The sequence below is a fragment of the Cypionkella sinensis genome, assembly GCF_042646385.1.
Taxonomy (GTDB): Bacteria; Pseudomonadota; Alphaproteobacteria; order Rhodobacterales; family Rhodobacteraceae; genus Cypionkella; species Cypionkella sinensis.
Genome location: NZ_JBHRTO010000001.1, coordinates 679,514 through 696,247, shown reverse-complemented (window position 1 = coordinate 696,247; position 16,734 = coordinate 679,514). Strand labels below are relative to the sequence as shown.

Annotated in this window: 18 protein-coding genes; 6 read left to right on the top strand and 12 right to left on the bottom strand. The window is 61.1% G+C overall.

Annotation, left to right across the window (positions count from 1 at the left end; all coding sequences use genetic code 11):
* Positions 1–156: 156 nt before the first annotated feature.
* Both acnA and ACFOGH_RS03460 read left to right on the top strand, forming a co-directional pair.
* Entirely contained in the window at positions 157–2,841 is a 2,685-nt protein-coding gene (acnA, locus tag ACFOGH_RS03465) for an aconitate hydratase AcnA (RefSeq protein WP_380071666.1), read from the top strand.
* A 690-nt stretch (positions 2,842–3,531) separates the two neighbouring features.
* On the top strand, positions 3,532–3,669 hold the full coding sequence (locus ACFOGH_RS03460) for a hypothetical protein (protein ID WP_380071665.1): 138 nt from the start codon (positions 3,532–3,534) through the stop codon (positions 3,667–3,669).
* Here ACFOGH_RS03460 and ACFOGH_RS03455 read toward each other — a convergent pair whose 3' ends face one another.
* Genes ACFOGH_RS03455 through ccmA form a run of 6 tightly spaced genes read right to left on the bottom strand, consistent with a single transcriptional unit; the run spans position 3,670 to position 6,801 of the window.
* Positions 3,670–4,059, bottom strand: a complete 390-nt coding sequence (locus ACFOGH_RS03455) for a hypothetical protein (protein WP_380071664.1) — start codon at positions 4,057–4,059, stop codon at positions 3,670–3,672.
* Positions 4,056–4,589 (bottom strand): DsbE family thiol:disulfide interchange protein, encoded by a 534-nt coding sequence (locus ACFOGH_RS03450; protein ID WP_380071663.1) that lies wholly within the window; start codon positions 4,587–4,589, stop codon positions 4,056–4,058. Before ACFOGH_RS03450 ends, ACFOGH_RS03455 begins: the two co-directional genes overlap by 4 nt.
* A complete protein-coding gene (ccmD, locus tag ACFOGH_RS03445; protein WP_380071662.1) occupies positions 4,589–4,768 on the bottom strand; it encodes a heme exporter protein CcmD in 180 nt (59 codons plus the stop codon). Before ccmD ends, ACFOGH_RS03450 begins: the two co-directional genes overlap by 1 nt.
* Complete coding sequence (locus ACFOGH_RS03440) at positions 4,765–5,493, bottom strand: heme ABC transporter permease (protein ID WP_380071660.1); 729 nt, start codon at positions 5,491–5,493, stop codon at positions 4,765–4,767. Before ACFOGH_RS03440 ends, ccmD begins: the two co-directional genes overlap by 4 nt.
* Positions 5,494–5,512: 19 nt before the next feature.
* Positions 5,513–6,169: a heme exporter protein CcmB gene (ccmB, locus tag ACFOGH_RS03435; protein ID WP_380071658.1), complete on the bottom strand. Its 657-nt coding sequence runs from the start codon at positions 6,167–6,169 to the stop codon at positions 5,513–5,515.
* Complete coding sequence (gene ccmA / locus ACFOGH_RS03430; protein ID WP_380071656.1) at positions 6,166–6,801, bottom strand: heme ABC exporter ATP-binding protein CcmA; 636 nt, start codon at positions 6,799–6,801, stop codon at positions 6,166–6,168. The genes ccmB and ccmA overlap by 4 nt, the downstream gene beginning before the upstream one ends.
* Positions 6,802–6,900: 99 nt before the next feature.
* On the opposite strand from ccmA, the gene ACFOGH_RS03425 reads away from it, so the two are divergent.
* Positions 6,901–7,893, top strand: a complete 993-nt coding sequence (locus tag ACFOGH_RS03425) for an aldo/keto reductase (protein ID WP_380071655.1) — start codon at positions 6,901–6,903, stop codon at positions 7,891–7,893.
* Positions 7,894–7,932: 39 nt separating this feature from the next.
* Here the strand turns inward: ACFOGH_RS03425 and ACFOGH_RS03420 are convergent, their stop codons facing one another.
* From ACFOGH_RS03420 to yajC, 4 genes are read right to left on the bottom strand one after another with little or no spacing between them, the layout of a single operon-like run.
* Positions 7,933–8,286 (bottom strand): Mth938-like domain-containing protein, encoded by a 354-nt coding sequence (locus tag ACFOGH_RS03420; RefSeq protein ID WP_380073961.1) that lies wholly within the window; start codon positions 8,284–8,286, stop codon positions 7,933–7,935.
* Between the two features lies 1 nt (position 8,287).
* Complete coding sequence (secF, locus tag ACFOGH_RS03415; RefSeq protein ID WP_380071653.1) at positions 8,288–9,265, bottom strand: protein translocase subunit SecF; 978 nt, start codon at positions 9,263–9,265, stop codon at positions 8,288–8,290.
* An 11-nt stretch (positions 9,266–9,276) separates the two neighbouring features.
* Positions 9,277–10,944 carry a protein translocase subunit SecD gene (secD, locus tag ACFOGH_RS03410; protein ID WP_380071652.1) on the bottom strand — a complete coding sequence of 556 codons (1,668 nt, stop codon included), beginning with the start codon at positions 10,942–10,944 and terminating at the stop codon, positions 9,277–9,279.
* Between the two features lie 57 nt (positions 10,945–11,001).
* Positions 11,002–11,334 carry a preprotein translocase subunit YajC gene (gene yajC / locus ACFOGH_RS03405; protein ID WP_380071651.1) on the bottom strand — a complete coding sequence of 111 codons (333 nt, stop codon included), beginning with the start codon at positions 11,332–11,334 and terminating at the stop codon, positions 11,002–11,004.
* Between the two features lie 215 nt (positions 11,335–11,549).
* On the opposite strand from yajC, the gene ACFOGH_RS03400 reads away from it, so the two are divergent.
* The gene (locus ACFOGH_RS03400) at positions 11,550–11,789 is read left to right on the top strand and encodes a tautomerase family protein (protein WP_380071650.1); all 240 of its coding nucleotides are present in this window, start codon (positions 11,550–11,552) and stop codon (positions 11,787–11,789) included.
* Here ACFOGH_RS03400 and ACFOGH_RS03395 read toward each other — a convergent pair.
* Entirely contained in the window at positions 11,773–12,693 is a 921-nt protein-coding gene (locus tag ACFOGH_RS03395) for an acyltransferase family protein (RefSeq protein WP_380071649.1), read from the bottom strand. The genes ACFOGH_RS03400 and ACFOGH_RS03395 overlap by 17 nt on opposite strands.
* 293 nt (positions 12,694–12,986) lie before the next feature.
* Between ACFOGH_RS03395 and serS the strand changes: the two genes are divergently transcribed.
* Together serS and ACFOGH_RS03385 are read left to right on the top strand one after the other, a co-directional pair.
* Entirely contained in the window at positions 12,987–14,276 is a 1,290-nt protein-coding gene (gene serS / locus ACFOGH_RS03390) for a serine--tRNA ligase (protein WP_380071648.1), read from the top strand.
* Between the two features lie 30 nt (positions 14,277–14,306).
* Positions 14,307–15,020: a hypothetical protein gene (locus tag ACFOGH_RS03385; RefSeq protein ID WP_380071647.1), complete on the top strand. Its 714-nt coding sequence runs from the start codon at positions 14,307–14,309 to the stop codon at positions 15,018–15,020.
* 215 nt (positions 15,021–15,235) lie between these two features.
* On the opposite strand, the gene der is transcribed toward ACFOGH_RS03385, so the two are convergent.
* Positions 15,236–16,705, bottom strand: a complete 1,470-nt coding sequence (gene der, locus ACFOGH_RS03380) for a ribosome biogenesis GTPase Der (RefSeq protein ID WP_380071646.1) — start codon at positions 16,703–16,705, stop codon at positions 15,236–15,238.
* Positions 16,706–16,734 lie beyond the last annotated feature (29 nt).

Here is a 16,734-nt window from a genome sequence, read left to right as displayed (position 1 = left end):
AGAGTTACCGTTCAACTGCGCCGCAACAACCCAATTCGACACTGGATTTTCGGCATACCATTGCATACAATAGCCACAATACCAAAGATGATTCCCTTGCTTCGCGCTCGTCCTTAGGGCAAAGCCAAAGCAATCCGTCAACAGCAGGAGCGCCACATGACCGTCACCGTTGGACACGACAGCAGCAAAACCCGCAAGACTTTGACCGCCGGCGGACAAAGCGTTTCGTATTACTCGATCCCCGCCGCCGAGGCTGCGGGCTTGGGCGAATTTTCGCGCCTGCCCGCCGCGCTGAAAGTGGTGCTGGAGAATATGTTGCGCTTTGAAGACGGCAAGACCGTCTCGGTCGATGACATCCGCGCGTTTTCCGATTGGGGCAAACTGGCGGGCAAAAACCCGCGCGAAATCGCGTACCGCCCTGCCCGCGTGCTGATGCAGGATTTCACCGGGGTTCCGGCGGTGGTCGATCTGGCGGCGATGCGCGACGGCATCAAGGGCTTGGGCGGCGATGCGCAGCGCATCAACCCGCTGGCACCCGTTGACCTTGTGATCGACCACTCGGTGATGATCGACGAATTCGGCACCCCGCGTGCATTCCAAGCCAACGTGGATCGCGAGTATGAGCGGAATATGGAGCGGTATGTCTTCCTGAAATGGGGACAAAACGCCTTCAACAACTTCCGCGTCGTGCCTCCAGGCACCGGGATTTGCCATCAGGTGAACCTGGAATATCTGGCGCAAACCGTCTGGACCGATACCGATCAGACCGGCCAAATGGTCGCCTATCCTGACACGCTCGTTGGCACCGACAGCCACACCACCATGGTCAACGGTCTGGCCGTTCTGGGCTGGGGCGTCGGCGGGATCGAGGCCGAGGCCGCGATGCTGGGCCAGCCGGTTTCCATGTTGATCCCCGAGGTTGTCGGCTTCAAACTGACCGGCCAAATGGTTGAAGGCACGACCGCCACGGATCTGGTGCTGAAAGTCGTGCAGATGCTGCGCAAGCATGGCGTGGTCAACAAATTCGTCGAATTCTATGGCGAGGGGTTGGATCGCCTGCCGCTGGCCGACCGTGCCACCATCGCCAACATGGCACCGGAATATGGCGCAACCTGCGGCTTCTTCCCGATTGATGGCGAGACGATCCGCTACCTGCGAAATACCGGGCGCGAGGAAAGCCGCATCGCCTTGGTCGAGGCTTACGCCAAGGCCAACGGCATGTGGCGCGATGAAGCCTACGATCCGATCTACACCAGCACCCTGCACCTTGATATGGGCACCATCGTGCCCGCCATTTCCGGCCCGAAACGCCCGCAGGATTATCTCCCACTGACCGATGCCAAGGCCTCTTTCGCGAAAGAAATGAACGACAGCTTCAAGCGCGCCTTGGGCAATGAAGTCGCGGTGAAGGGCCATGATTTCACCATGTCGTCGGGCAAAGTGGTGATCGCTTCGATCACCTCTTGCACCAACACCTCGAACCCCTATGTGATGATCGGCGCTGGTCTGGTCGCACGCAAAGCCCGCCAACTTGGCCTGAAATCAAAGCCTTGGGTGAAAACCTCGCTGGCACCGGGGTCTCAGGTGGTCAGCGAGTATCTCAACGCCGCCAACCTGCAAGACGATCTGGATGCGGTCGGCTTCAATCTGGTCGGCTACGGCTGCACCACCTGCATCGGCAACTCTGGCCCGTTGGACCCGGCGATTTCGGCAGCGATTGCCGAGGGCGATCTGGTCGCCACTGCAGTCCTCTCCGGCAACCGCAACTTTGAAGGCCGCATTTCCCCCGATGTGCGCGCCAACTATCTCGCCTCGCCGCCCTTGGTCGTGGCCTATGCGCTGGCTGGCGATATGAACATCGACCTGACCAAGGAACCCTTGGGCATGGGCACCAATGGCCCGGTTTACCTGAAAGACGTGTGGCCGACCAATCAAGAGATCGCCGATCTGGTCGAATCCACCGTCACCCGTGCCGCTTTCCAGAAGAAATACGCCGATGTGTTCAAAGGCGATGAGAAATGGCAGGCGGTGAAGGTGACGGATTCGGAAACCTACGACTGGCCGCCGACCTCGACCTACATCCAGAACCCGCCCTATTTCAAAGGCATGGCGAAAACGCCGGGGGTGATCAGCGATATCCATGGCGCGCGTGTTCTCGCACTGCTGGGCGACATGATCACCACCGACCACATCAGCCCGGCTGGTTCGTTCAAAGCTGCAACACCGGCTGGTAAGTATCTGACCGAACGGCAAGTTCCGGTTTCCGAGTTCAACTCTTACGGTGCCCGTCGTGGCAACCATGAGGTGATGATGCGCGGCACTTTCGCCAATATCCGCATCAAGAACGAGATGCTGGATGGCGTCGAAGGCGGCTACACCAAGGGCCCGGATGGCGTGCAGACCTCGATCTTTGATGCCTCGATGGCTTACCAAGCGGCAGGCACGCCATTGGTGATCTTCGGCGGCATCGAATACGGCGCAGGTTCCAGCCGTGACTGGGCGGCAAAGGGCACGGCGCTGCTGGGTGTAAAGGCCGTGATCGCCGAATCGTTCGAGCGTATCCACCGTTCCAACCTCGTCGGCATGGGGGTGATCCCGTTCGAGTTCACCGGTGGGGCGACCCGCAAGACCCTTGGCCTCAAGGGTGATGAAGTGGTCAGCATCGATGGCCTCTCCGGCGATCTGAAACCTCTGTCAACCGTGCCCTGCACCATCACCTATGGCGACGGTTCGGTGAAAGTGATCGACATCAAGTGCCGCATCGACACCGAGATCGAGATTGAATACGTCGAACACGGTGGCGTGCTGCATTACGTGCTGCGCGATCTGGCCTCGCGTTAAGCGACGCTCGGCTTTGAAATGATGACAAGCACGCCTCGGGGTGCTTGTCATCTTCGCCACATCTGCCTGCGCCGATTGAACCCGATTTGGAAACTCAATGTTTCCAATATCGCGCGCCGCCCAATGTGGCCAAGGCGATGGGATTCAGCAAGATAATGATTTCATTTATATTTCCCCCATACTGCCGCATTGCCATACATGCGCTTCGCCGCAAAGATCAGCAGGGCTGATCGCCATGCCTTCCCCGCCCCCGGCAGAAAAAACTCCACCTGGTTGCATTTGCGATAACATTGATACACCTTAGGTTGTAAAAAGGATCGACAGTTCAATTCTGGGACGATCCCGCATGTTGTGCCAAGCCGACTCACAATCTCAACCGGCACCGGCTCAACCGCCACGGGCCCCAAAGCCATCCCATCAAGCGTCAGGCCAAGGCCACGCAGAGTTGCCGCACCCCCGACCTGCCCCGGATGACCCCGCAAACGACGGCCCGGACGGCACCGCGAGTTGGTGGATTCTGCCCACCATCCTCGGTGGCACCGCATTCTGGGCGGCGCTCCTTTACAGCCTGTTCACCTGACCGCAGCGCGATACCGCTCGGTTTCACAGCAATCATTTTGGCAGGATCGCTTATGTTCTCGTTAAGTTCTTGCAGATATCCTTGCGGCATATCATCAAAAGGTGCCCCCGATGCCGCAACGCTTTCCCCCGCTGACACCGCCCGAAGCCACCACGGCAACCCGCCTCGCCACAGATCAGCTGCAAGCCCTGCCGCTGACAGAATGTCTGCTGCTGGGCCTGATCGGTCTGGCGCTGCTGCTGGCCTGATCACTCGCAGGCAGCGCTGCCCGCAGGCAAGGGCCACAGCGTAAACGCGCCACCATCGGTCAGCCGACAGGTCAGGATCGGGCGGTTGTAGCCGTTGTTGTGAAACAGGCAGTCCACCGCAATCCCGGCCCGCGTGCCAGTCATCAGATTGACCACCTCGAACGCCGGGCCAAAGCTCATCTGCGCGACCGGACCAGAACATCCGGCAATCGCCACGCCCTGCCCCTCTGGCGCAATCGTCACCCGGTCATTCAGCAACAGCGGATTGGCGCCCCCGCTGCGCCCCACCCGATCATAGCTGCCGGTGAAATAGGCAGGCCCCGGCGTGCCGGGTTTGGCCAGCGCAGGCGCGGCCATCATAATCAGCGCCAGCGCCAGACGCGCGCTCATTCCGCCAAGGCCTTGTCCAATTCAGGCCGGAAGCGTTGCAGGTAATCATCGCCCACCATCGGCCCGATGAACTTGTAGGCCACCGTGCCATCACCGCGCAGGATGAAGGTTTCGGGCGGCGCGGTTACACCCCAATCCAGCCGGGTCTTGCCCTTCGGGTCAAAGGCTATGGCCGCAAATGGATTGCCATCATCCGCCAGAAACGCCGCCGCATCATCGGGGCGGTCCATCATATTGACGCCCACCACATGAATACCCTCGGCAGCCAGTGCCTTGAGCGTGCCATTCTCGGCGCGGCACGGCGGACACCAACTGGCCCAGAAATTCACCACCGTCACCTTGCCCGTGCGTAATTCCGCGTCGGTCAGCGCCGGAAATCCCGGCAGCGCACCCGCATTCAGCGCCGGGGCCTGCTTGTCGATGAACACCGAGGGAAGGTTTTGCGGATCATCCCGCTGCATGCCAACGTAAAACGTCGCAGCCAAGCCGACAAACAGCAGCGGCGGCAGATACATCAACCATTTGGCCATCATTTTTCTCCGCCAGATTGCACTTGCACGGGCCGCGCCGCCCGCGCTTCGACCTCTGCCAGCGCCCGCTTTACCCGCGCCGATTTCCATATCGATAACGCAACCAGAACCACGATCAGCGCCACCGAAGCCGCATAAGACCCGATCACCGCGCCTGCATATTTGCCCAGATCGATCATGCCAACCTCTCCCGCGACAACAGTGCCTGCACGCGGCGGGCGCGGATTTCGGTCCGGGTGCGGATCAGCACCAAGGTTACGAACAACAGGATAAAGCCCGCGATGCAGACGTAAAGCGGGGTGGAATAGACATCCGCCACGTGCTCTTCGCGGTCCAGCGACAGGCTCGCGCCCTGATGCAGCCCTTGGTTCCAGAACAGCACCGCATAGCGCGACAGAAATGCAAATACCGAACCGACAATGCACAAAACGCTGGTCAAATCGGCGGCGGTGTCGGGGTCTTCAACCGCCTCCCACAGCGCAATATAGCCCAGATAGAACAGCGCGAGGATCAGGAACGAGGTCAGCCGCGGATCCCAAGCCCACCACGTCCCCCACATCGGCTGCCCCCAGATCGCCCCCGTCACCAGCCCGATCAACGTAAAGGTCAACCCCACAGGCGCCGCCGCCTTGGCCGACAAGGCGCTGACATGGTGCCGCCGGATCAGCCATATCAGCGAGGCCACCAGCATCATCATCCAAGCCGAAATCGCCATCATCGCAGCCGGCACATGCAGATAGATGATCTTCACCGTTGATCCGAACTTGTCGGCATCCGGCGTGAAAAACGCTCCCCAGATCAGCCCAACCACAAGGCACAGCACCGCCGCCGCCGTCACCCAAGGCAACAGCAGGCCCGAGGTCTGCATGAACCGCTTGGGGTTCGCATATTCCCAGATCGACATCCTCATCCTCATTCTCGCCCTACCGCAGATTGACGCGGATCGCCGCAGCCGAGGCGAACGGCAACAGCGCCACCGCCCCCGCCGTGATCCCCGCCAGCAGCGCCAAAGGTGTGCCTACCGCCAAACCCAGCGCGCCGCGCTTCACAACTTCGGCACCGAAAATCAGCGTCGGCATGTAAAGCGGCAGCACCAGCAGGCTCATCAACAAGCCACCGCGCTTGACCGCCACCGTCAAGGCCGCGCCAAACGCCCCGATCACCGACAGCGCAGGCGTTCCCAGCGCCAAAGACACCACCAGCCACAGATAGCCCGAAACCGGCAGGTTCAACAGCAGCCCCAGCACGGGCGACACCGCCACCAAGGGCAGCCCCGTCACCAGCCAATGCGCGCCGGATTTCACCGCCACCACCGCCTCCAGCGGCATTGGCGAGGTCGCCAGCAGATCAAGGCTGCCATCCTCGTAATCCAGCGCGAAAATACGGTCGAGCGACAACAGACAGGCCAGCAGCGCGCCCACCCATAGGATCCCCGGTGCGATCTTGGCCAGCACCGCAGGCTCTGGCCCGACACCCAAAGGCACGATCACCGCGACCAGCAGAAAGAACGCCAGCGCCAGACCAAAGCCGCCACCCGCCCGCATCGCAAGCCGCAGATCGCGCAGCAAAAGCGCGATCATTCGAGGGCCTCATCAAACGCACCGGCCAAAGCCTTGCCCGCCAGCGCGTGACCCGGCTGCGCCTTGAACGGGGTCAGATCCAGCACCTCGGCCTCTAGCCCCAGATCAATATGGCTGGCGATCAGCGCCGATCCGCCCGCGCTGAGATGCCGCGCCACCACACCCGCGAACAGCGCGACCGAGGCGGTATCCAGCGACACCGTCGGCTCGTCCAGCAGCCAGATCGGCCGCCCCGTCACCAACAGCCGCGCCAGACCCAGCCGCCGCTTTTGCCCTGCCGACAGATGCGCCGCCCGCCGATGGACCAAGCCTTGCAAATTCATCGCATCCATCGCCGCCGCCACCTGATGCGTGCCGTAGGCTGCTGCCCAAAACGCCAGATTCTCGGCCACCGTCAGCACCGCCTTGACGCCATCGGCATGCGCGCCATAAGCCACAGCCTCGGACGGCACCGTCACTGCGCCCGCGACAGGTGGCTGCAACCCTGCCAAAGTGCGCAGCAGCGTGGTCTTGCCGATGCCATTCGGGCCGCGCAGCACCAAGGCCCGCCCCGGAGCCAGCCGAAACGTCACCCCTTGCAACACCGTCACACCACCACGCGCCACGGCAAGATCACGCACCTGCATCTCCATGACTTACCCCTAACCCATCGCAGCGGATGCGAAAAGGCCCTGCGACAGCATGGCCTTTCCCGCGCACCCACCTATATTGCCCGCAAACAGGAGACTTCTATGACCCTTTCCACCACCACATTCGGCCGCACCGGCAAAACCACCACCCGACTTGGCTTTGGTGCTTGGGCCATCGGCGGCACCTGGGGCGAGGTCTCGCTGCAGGATGCCAAGGCCGCGCTGCACGCCAGCCTTGATGCCGGCGTCAGCTTTATCGACACCGCCGATGTCTATGGCGATGGCCGTTCGGAACGGATCATCCGCGAGGTTCTGGCCGAACGCGGCGGCGCGCGCCCGTTTGTCGCCACCAAAGCCGGGCGGCGGCTGAACCCGCATGTGGCCGAAGCCTATACCGGCGCGGCGATCGAGGCGTTTATCGACCGTTCCTTGCAGAACCTTGGCGTCGAGTGTCTCGACCTTGTGCAATTGCACTGCCCGCCGACCCCGGTTTATGCCAACCCCGAGATGTTTGCGGCACTGGAAGCGATCAAGGCCAAGGGCAAGATTGCCGCCTATGGTGTGTCGGTGGAAACCATTGCCGAGGCGATGACGGCGATCAAGAACCCCGGCGTGGTCTCGGTGCAGATCATCTACAACCTGTTCCGCCAGCGCCCCGCCGAGGCATTTTTTCAGGCGGCCAAGGCGCAGAACGTCGCCGTCATCGTGCGGGTGCCGCTGGCCTCGGGCCTGCTGACCGGGAAAATGACCGCGCAAAGCCAGTTTGCCGCCGATGATCACCGCGCCTTCAACCGCAATGGCGAGGCGTTCGACAAGGGCGAGACTTTCTCAGGCGTGCCCTATGACATCGCTTTGCAGGCGGTTGAGGAATTGCGCCCGCTGGTGCCGCAAGGGGCCAGCATGGCCGAATTCGCGCTGCGCTGGATTCTGATGGAAGACGCGGTGACGGTGGTGATCCCCGGCGCGAAATCGCCCGCGCAGGCCGCGGCCAATGCCAAGGCAGATGCACTCGCCCCGCTGCCCGCCGCCACGATGGCGAAAGCGCGCGAGATTTACACGCGCTTGATCGCGCCCGAAGTGCATCATCTGTGGTGATCGCAACGCCGCCCCGGAGTTGATCTGGGGCGGCTGCGCTTAAACCGGCAGGACTGCCGCCGCGATCCGCCGCCCCTCGCCCAGCAGCACGTTATAAGTGCGGCAGGCGGCGGGGGTGTTCATCGGCTCAACACCAATGCCCTGCGCCTCAAGCGCTTCGCGAAAGGCGCGCGGCACCACGGCGATATCCGCGCCCAGCCCCAACAGCAAAACGTCGATCTTGCCCGCCAGCGACAATGGCGCGGCGGTGTCGGCAATGCCGCCCCAAGCCCCGGCATCCCAAGGCGTGATCAGGCTTGGCCCGCGCAGGATATGGGTGCCGACGCGGAAAAACCCCGGCCCATAGCCCTCTATCGCCAAAGCCGCGCCATAGGTGATCTCGGTCAGGCGCATGTCAGGCGTCGATATTGGCGAATTCATGGTCCGAAGGCTTGCCATTCTTCGGCTTTTCGCTGCGGTCCAAGCCGATCATCAGCACGATGTTCTTGGCGACATAAACCGAGGAATAGGTCCCCAGCAGCACGCCCATGAAGATCGCAAACGAAAAGCCCCGGATCACATCGCCGCCAAACACCATCATCGACCCCACCGCAATCAAGGTGGTGATCGAGGTCATCAGCGTCCGGCTGAGGGTTTCGTTCACCGACAGGTTCATCACATCGCGCAGCGGCATGGTCTTGTATTTCACAAGGTTTTCCCGAAGTCGGTCAAACACCACCACTGTATCGTTGATCGAATAGCCCAAAATGGTCAGCAAGGCCGCCACGATGGTAAGGTCAAACTTGATCTGGAAGAACGCGAAAATGCCGACCGTGATGAACACGTCGTGCAGCAGCGCCAGCACGCCGCCCAAGGCAAACTGCCATTCGAACCGCATCCAGATATACAGCATGATGCCAATCGAGGTCACGGTCATCGCGAGGATCGAAGTGTAAACCAATTCGCCCGAGACCTTCGGCCCAACGGTTTCTTCCGAGACAAACTTGATGCCGGGGTCCAGCTTGGTCAGAGCCGATTTTACTGACGCAAGTTCGGATTCGCTAACCGCTTGGTCCGATTCCACGGATGACAGCCGGATCATCGCCACATGCTGATCGGCGCGAAACGAGGGGTCAAACACCTCTGTGATCACCACATCCCCCACCGGCTGACCCTCCAGCGCCGTTCGGTAGGCGCCGACATCAATCGGCTGCGTCGAGTCTGTGCGCAAGGTGGTGCCGCCCTTGAAGTCGATGCCGTAGTTCAGCCCCTCGGTGCCCCAGAACAGGAACGCCGCCAGCATCAGCACCACAGAGCCGCCGAAGGTCAGCCATTGATGGCGGAAAAAGTCAAAATTGGTTTTCTCGGGTGCAAGTCGCAAACGCCAAGCCATGAGTTTTCTCCTTACACCACGATTTCTTTGGGCTTACGCCAGTTGAACCAGATCGAGATGATCAAACGCGTCACCCACAATGCCGTGAATACCGAGGTGATGATCCCGATGCCCAAAGTGACTGCAAATCCTCGCACAGGGCCTGCACCAAGGAAGAACAGCACGGCCGCGGTGATCAGCGTGGTGATGTTGGCATCGACAATCGCCGACATTGCACGTTCGTAGCCAATCTCGATCGCCCGCGCTGTGGTCTTGTGTATCCGCAATTCCTCGCGGATGCGTTCATAGACCAGCACGTTGGCATCCACCGCCATACCAATGGTCAGCACGATCCCGGCGATACCTGGCAGGGTCAGCGTGCCGCCAATCGCCGACAGCACCGCGAAAATCAGCGCCATGTTGATCATCAGCGCAATATTGGCGAACAGTCCGAATAGGCCATAGGACGCCAACATGAACAGCGACACCGCCACGATGCCGATGATCGCGGCGGTTTTGCCGGCATCAATGCTGTCCTGACCCAGTTCCGGGCCAATCGTGCGCTCTTCCAGGAAGTTCATCTTGGCGGGCAAGGCGCCTGCCCGCAGCAAAACTGCCAGATTGGTTGACTCGTCGAGCGTGAAATTGCCGGTGATGATGCCCGAGCCACCCTGAATGGCGCTCTGGATCGTCGGGGCCGAGATCACCTTGTCATCCAGCACGATGGCAAACGGCTGGCCAATGTTGGCCGAGGTGTATTCGCCGAACTTCCGCGCGCCCGAGACGTTGAATTTGAAACTGACCGCAGGCCGCCCGTTCTGATCGAACGACGGCTGTGCATCGGTCAACTCCTCGCCCGACACCACCGGCTCATCGGCGACGATGTAATAGACATCCTTTTCATCGGCAGCAGCCAGCAGCGAATTGCGCGGCCCCGGATCGGTTGCAGGATTGGTCGTGCGCCCCACCACGGTGTTGAAGGTCAGCTTTGCGGTGGTGCCGATGATCGCCTTCAACTCGGCGGCCGATCCCAAACCCGGCACCTGGATCAAAATCCGGTCGGTGCCTTCGCGCTGAATCGTCGGCTCGCGCGTGCCCACTGCATCGACGCGGCGGCGGATGATCTCGAGGCTTTGCTGCATGGTGCGGGTATCAGTCGCCACCCGCTCGGGCTCGGACAGTTGCACGACAATTTCTTGCCCCTCGGCGCTGACTTCCAGATCCTTCTGGCCCACCCCGGTCAGGCTGGCCACCGGCGAGGCCAAGGCCTGCACCTTGGCCACCGCAGCCGCCATGCCATCGGCATTGCCCACCGACACCCGCAGCACACCCGGCACCGAAGGCATCCGCCGCACCGCACCCACCTGATCGCGCACATCACGCAAGGCGTCGCGCACTTCCGGCCACAGGCTGTCGATGCGTTGGGCATAGACATCCGCCACCTGCACCTCGGCCAGCAGATGCGCGCCGCCGCGCAAATCCAGACCCAGATTGACCAGATTGCTCGGCAAGAACGACGGCCATTCCGCCAAGGCCGCCGTTTGCTCGGGCGTCGCAGCCCCGGCGCTGGCCTCTATCGCGGTGGCCGCGTCATTATGCGCCTCGACTTGTGTGTAGAACAGGTTGGGAAGCGCGCCAACGATACCCCAAGCGCACAGCGCAAGGATCAGAAGGCGCTTCCACAGCGGCGAATAAAGCATGATGTGTGTCTCAGTTTGGGGTCGGGATCATCGAAAACTGGCCGATGGGCCAGAACATCACGCGGTTTTTGCAGGCTCGGTCTTGTTCATCACCTGCGCGATGGTGTGGCGCGGCATTTTCACCTTCACACCTTCGGCGATTTCCACTTCAAGGATACCATCATCGCCCACTTTGCTGACTTTGCCAATGATGCCGCCTTGGGTCAGCACCTGATCGCCACGGCGCAAGCCATCAACCATCGCCTTGAGGTCTTTCATTTTCTTTTGCTGCGGACGGATCAGCAGAAAATACATGATCGCGAAGATCAGAACCAGCGGCAGGAACGAAGCGAAAGCCGAGCCTGCACCAGCAGCACCAGCGGTTTGCGCGAAAGCGGGGGTCACGAACATGGAAGTCCTCTCATTTGGGGGTTTTCCCCCGGATTTGTCGGCGGGCACCCTATCTGCGGTTGGCTAGATAGGCAAGCCAACGCCGATCTAAGCGCTTTGGCGTGGCAAACCAGTCTGGTGCGCGCTTTTCGCGTGAAATTTCCGCAGGATCATCCCAAATCGTGTTCTATGCGAGAATGTCGCGCGCCCCTTTTCGGGTCAAAACGGAGGCCATCATGCCATATGTCAAAGTTGAAATCGCCAAAGGCATTGCCACGGTCGAACAGAAACGCGCAGTGATCCGCGGCATGACCGAGGTTTTGGTCAAAGAACTCGGCCGCAATCCTGAATATATCTTCGTGGTGATTGACGAGATCGACACCGACAACTGGGGACGCAAGGGCCAGTCACTGACCGAGCTTTGGCAAGCCGCCAATCGGGATGCCGCCGTCGCCCCGGCTACAGAAACCGATTGATCCCCGGCACCCGCTGAAAGGCCGCCGTCAGCGCCCAAGCCAGCGCAAAGGCGAAGAGTGCGGCAAAACTGCGGTCCACTGTATCGGAAAACAGCTTGAACGCCACCAGCATCGTCGCTGGGTGCAAAAGGTAGATGCCAAAGGCGAAACCAGCCAGCCAAGTCGTCCAGGTTCCCTTGATATTTACCCGCCATATCGCTTCGAAAATCACCGCCACAAGGATCATCTGAACCGAGGCAAATTCCGGGCTGCGCTGATACAAGACCACACTGACCACAGCCGCCGCCGCAAGCGCAGGCCAAACCAGCCCCATGCGCTTGCCCGCCGCCAGAACGGCGCCAAACCAGAACAGCGGCAGCGAAAAGAACCATTGCGGCAGCGGTTGCGGAAAACCTTCCGGGTTGATGAACCAAGCCGCCGGGGCCAGTTTGGCGTGCATCAATCCCAGCGGGATCGACACCAGCACCAGCAGCGTGGCCGCGATATACATCCGCACGGGGCTGTTGATAAACCGCGACACCCACGGAATTGTGACCAGAAAGATCATCACGAACGGCAGGAACCACAGATGAATGGAAGGGCCGATCAGCAATGTCCATGGGTCTGACAGCAGCTGAAACGGCTCGTCCGACACCACATGATAGACCACCCAGTAAAACGCGCACCAGAACAGCCACGGCAGGGCGATACGCTGTGCCCGCGACAGCCAAAAGCCTTTGCCATCTGACCGCTCAAACGAACCGACTGCCAGAAATGAAGTCAGCACCAGAAACAGCGCAAGGGCGGTATAGCCGATGTCAGCATACGGCGCGCGGGCATGATCCCACACGATGCCAAAGGCGGCCACGAACCGCGCAAGGTCCACCGACCGCCTGTAACCTGCTTTTACTGTCGTTTCTGCCACAACCTGCTCCGCTTCCCTGCCCCGCTTAACGCATTCTGTCCGACACACCTAGAGCAACTTCGGCAACTCTGCGTTTACAAATCGCGCTACAAGGTCAGCCTAAGCGTTACGCCGGCATAGATGCGGAAGTTGCAGGCGCGGGCGCAGATTTTTGCGGCAACGGGCAAGCCAGAACCGCTGATAACCCGTTGAAGTTGCGCCAGCCGCGATGTTTGACGACCATGGCCGCCCGCCCTTCCCCTAAGCATCCAAATCGGGCATAACCTGCCCATTCTGATTGCAAGAGGCCAGCCATGCACGATATCCGCGCCATCCGCGACAACCCCGCCGCTTTTGAAGCCGCTCTGGAACGCCGTGGTCTGTCGGGTATCTCGGCAACCATCCTGAAACTGGACGAAGCGCGGCGCGGCAAGATCCTTGCCTCGGAAACTGCGCAGGCCGCGCAGAACGCCGCCTCGAAAGAGGCTGGTGCCGCCAAAGCGCGCGGCGATGAGGCCGAGTTCAACCGCCTGCGCACGCTGGTGGCCGAGAAGAAATCCGAAGTGGCGGCATTGGGGGCCGAGGCCGAGCAGTTCGACCGCGAGTTGCGCGATCTGTTGATGGGCCTGCCGAACCTGCCACTGGCCGAGGTGCCCGATGGCGCGGATGAGGATGACAACGTCGAAATTCGCCGCTGGGGCAATCCGCGCAATTTCGATTTCACCCCGCGCGAGCATTTCGACATCGCGGGCGTCAAGCCGGGCATGGATTTCGAGACCGCAGCCAAACTTTCGGGCGCGCGGTTTGTGGTGCTGAAAGGCGCGGTGATCCGCGTGCATCGGGCGCTGTCGCAGATGATGCTCGACACCCATATCGAGGAACACGGGCTGACCGAGACCTGGACTCCGGTTCTGGTCAAGGAAGATGCGATGTATGGCACCAATCAGTTGCCGAAATTCGCGGAAGACAGCTATCAGACCACCAACGGCTGGTGGCTGATCCCGACCTCGGAAGTCACGCTGACCAACTCGGTTGCGGGCGATGTGCTGGAGGAATCGGCGCTGCCGATCCGCATGACGGCGCATACCCAATGCTTCCGCTCGGAAGCCGGGTCAGCGGGCAAGGACACCAGCGGTATGTTGCGCCAGCACCAGTTTGAAAAGGTCGAGATGGTGACGATCTGCACGCCCGACACCGCGCTTGCCGAGCATGAGCGGATGACGAATTGCGCGCAGGCGATCCTGGAAAAGCTGGAAATCCCCTATCGCACGATCGTGCTGTGCACCGGCGACATGGGGTTTGGCGCGCAGAAAACCCATGACCTTGAGGCTTGGTTGCCGGGGCAGAACAAATATCGCGAGATCTCTTCCGTTTCCACCTGCGGCCAGTTTCAGGCGCGCCGGATGAATGCGCGCTTCAAAGTGCCGGGTGGCAAGCCCGAGTTTGTCGCCACGCTGAATGGCTCGGGCCTTGCGGTGGGGCGCTGCCTGATCGCGGTGCTGGAAAACGGCCAGCAGGCCGATGGCTCGGTCGATCTGCCAAAAGCGCTGCATCCCTATCTGCGCGGCAAGACGCGAATTTCGGCAGCAGGCGTTTTGGAGTGAACCAAACCGCGTTTCAGACGTAATCAGAGTATGAAACGCATCATCCAACCCGCCCTGTTCATCGCGACGCTGGCTTTTGCCGCAGCGCCTGCTTTCACGCCGTCATTCCGGGGTTATGACCCGGCGACATTTCCGGTGCAGATCGCGCATCCAAGTGTGCAGCCTGCGGGCTATGCCTTTGCGATCTGGGGGCTGATTTATCTGTGGCTGATCGCCCATGCCGGGTTTGGCTTGATCAAGCGGCGCGGGGATGCGGCGTTCTTGCGGCCTGCCCCGGCGCTGACGGCTTCGGTTTTGCTGGGCACGGTTTGGCTGGCGATTGCGGTGGCAGCGCCGATCCCTGCGGCGGTGGCGATTGTGGTGATGGCGGCCACAGCGGTGTATGCCTATCTGGTGGCGGACCCCGCGCAGGATCAATGGCTGTTGGCTGCCCCGCTTGCGATTTACGCAGGCTGGTTGACTGCGGCTTCGGCAGTGTCAACCGGGGTGATTCTGGCGGGCTATGGCATTTTGCCGGACACGGGCGCAGCGCTTGCGATGCTGGCCGTTGTGTTGGTGGTGGCCATTGCGGTGCAGATCATGCGGCCCAGGATGCCGATTTACGGCGCGACAATCGTTTGGGCGATTGTGGGCATCGTCGTCAAAAGCTGGAGCAACAACCCGACGGTGGCCTATGCCGCGCTGGCCGGTGCGGTGGTGATGGCGGCGGTGACGCTGATGCAATGGCGAGGTCGGGCTGGTTGAACAGACGGCGCAAAATCATTCCCATCTGGGAATGACTTGTGCTTTTCGCCCGGTTTTTTGACGCTTTCCACAAGATGTGGTGTAGCTTACCTGACGAGACAGAAAAAAGCTGAGGAGCCCCAGGCCGGTCTGCGCTTTCCTAATATCGACACGCCGCCCCGGAAACGCAGAGGCCCCGGATCAAGTCCGGGGCGGCGTAGTTAAAAAAGCCAACGCTATTGCCCGGTGTTCTTTTCCTTGTGCTTCCGCAGGCGGCTTGGCGTGTGGAACTTGGGGTTCTTGAACGGGTTGCGGTCGCCCTGACCGCGGAAGGTCAGGCGGATCGGGGTGCCGGGCATGTCGAAATGCTCACGCAGGCCGTTGACCAGATAGCGGCGATAGGTGTCGGGCATGTCATCGGGATGCGAACACATCGCCACAAACCCCGGCGGGCGCTGTTTGACCTGCGTCATATAGCGCACCTTGATGCGCCGCCCGCCCGGTGCCGGTGGCGGATGCGATTCGATCATCGCCCCCAGCCAGGTGTTCAGCCGCGCGGTCGGGATACGGCGGTTCCAGACTTCGTGCGCTTTCAGGATGGCGTCGTGCAGACGATCCAAGCCGCGCCCGGTTTTGCCCGAGACAGTGATCATCGGCGCGCCGCGCAACTGCGGCAGCAGACGCTCGAACATCTCTTTCAACTCAGCCAGCTTTTCCTGCTTTTCGTCCTCGAGATCCCATTTGTTGATGGCGATCACCACGGCGCGGCCTTCGGTTTCGGCGAAATCGGCGATGCGCAGGTCTTGCACTTCGAACGGGATTTCCACGTCAAGCAGCACCACCACCACTTCGGCAAAGCGCACGGCACGGATGCCATCCGAGACCGACAGCTTTTCCAGCTTTTCGTTGATCCGCGCCTTTTTGCGCATCCCCGCCGTGTCAAAAATCTTGATCGGCGTGCCCATCCACTCGGCGCGGACCGAGATCGCATCGCGGGTGATGCCAGCTTCGGGCCCGGTCAGCAGACGGTCATAGCCAAGGATCTTGTTGATCAGCGTCGATTTTCCGGCATTCGGCCGCCCGATCACCGCGATTTGCAGCGGTTTCTTGGCGGTGGGGCGGAAGGCTTCGACATCCTGCTCCAGTTCCGCATCTTCTTCCGACACATCGACTTCGGTGTCGGGGGTATTCTCGGCCTCACGCTCGGCAAATTCGCCCTGAAGCGGCAGCAGCATGTGGTAGAGATCGTCCATGCCCTCGCCGTGTTCGGCGGAAATCCGCAACGGCTCGCCCAGACCCAGCGACCAGCCTTCCAAGGCCCCCGCGTCACCAGCTTTGCCCTCGGCCTTGTTTACGGCGAGGATCACCCGCGCGCCTTTTTTGCGCAGGATATCGGCGAAGGTTTCATCCGACGGTGTGACACCAACGCGGCCATCAATCACGAACAGGCTGACATCGGCCATATCCACCGCGCGTTCGGTCAGGCGGCGCATGCGGCCTTGCAAGCTGTCGTCGGTGATTTCCTCCAGACCGGCGGTGTCGATCACGGTAAAGCGCAGGTCGAACAGCTTGGCATCGCCCTCGCGCAGGTCGCGCGTCACACCGGGCTGGTCATCGACCAGCGCCAGTTTGCGCCCGACAAGGCGGTTGAATAGCGTCGATTTGCCCACATTGGGGCGGCCGACGATGGCAAGGGTAAAGCTCATTTCAGGCGTCCGGGTATAACTAAGCTGCC

Bases quoted from the DNA above. Each gene is read 5' to 3' on its own strand.
- acnA (WP_380071666.1), top strand. From the start codon at position 157: ATGACCGTCACCGTTGGACACGACAGCAGCAAAACCCGCAAGACTTTG.
- ACFOGH_RS03460 (WP_380071665.1), top strand. From the start codon at position 3,532: ATGCCGCAACGCTTTCCCCCGCTGACACCGCCCGAAGCCACCACGGCA.
- ACFOGH_RS03455 (WP_380071664.1), bottom strand. From the start codon at position 4,059: ATGAGCGCGCGTCTGGCGCTGGCGCTGATTATGATGGCCGCGCCTGCG.
- ACFOGH_RS03450 (WP_380071663.1), bottom strand. From the start codon at position 4,589: ATGGCCAAATGGTTGATGTATCTGCCGCCGCTGCTGTTTGTCGGCTTG.
- ccmD (WP_380071662.1), bottom strand. From the start codon at position 4,768: ATGATCGATCTGGGCAAATATGCAGGCGCGGTGATCGGGTCTTATGCG.
- ACFOGH_RS03440 (WP_380071660.1), bottom strand. From the start codon at position 5,493: ATGTCGATCTGGGAATATGCGAACCCCAAGCGGTTCATGCAGACCTCG.
- ccmB (WP_380071658.1), bottom strand. From the start codon at position 6,169: ATGATCGCGCTTTTGCTGCGCGATCTGCGGCTTGCGATGCGGGCGGGT.
- ccmA (WP_380071656.1), bottom strand. From the start codon at position 6,801: ATGGAGATGCAGGTGCGTGATCTTGCCGTGGCGCGTGGTGGTGTGACG.
- ACFOGH_RS03425 (WP_380071655.1), top strand. From the start codon at position 6,901: ATGACCCTTTCCACCACCACATTCGGCCGCACCGGCAAAACCACCACC.
- ACFOGH_RS03420 (WP_380073961.1), bottom strand. From the start codon at position 8,286: ATGCGCCTGACCGAGATCACCTATGGCGCGGCTTTGGCGATAGAGGGC.
- secF (WP_380071653.1), bottom strand. From the start codon at position 9,265: ATGGCTTGGCGTTTGCGACTTGCACCCGAGAAAACCAATTTTGACTTT.
- secD (WP_380071652.1), bottom strand. From the start codon at position 10,944: ATGCTTTATTCGCCGCTGTGGAAGCGCCTTCTGATCCTTGCGCTGTGC.
- yajC (WP_380071651.1), bottom strand. From the start codon at position 11,334: ATGTTCGTGACCCCCGCTTTCGCGCAAACCGCTGGTGCTGCTGGTGCA.
- ACFOGH_RS03400 (WP_380071650.1), top strand. From the start codon at position 11,550: ATGCCATATGTCAAAGTTGAAATCGCCAAAGGCATTGCCACGGTCGAA.
- serS (WP_380071648.1), top strand. From the start codon at position 12,987: ATGCACGATATCCGCGCCATCCGCGACAACCCCGCCGCTTTTGAAGCC.
- ACFOGH_RS03385 (WP_380071647.1), top strand. From the start codon at position 14,307: ATGAAACGCATCATCCAACCCGCCCTGTTCATCGCGACGCTGGCTTTT.
- der (WP_380071646.1), bottom strand. From the start codon at position 16,705: ATGAGCTTTACCCTTGCCATCGTCGGCCGCCCCAATGTGGGCAAATCG.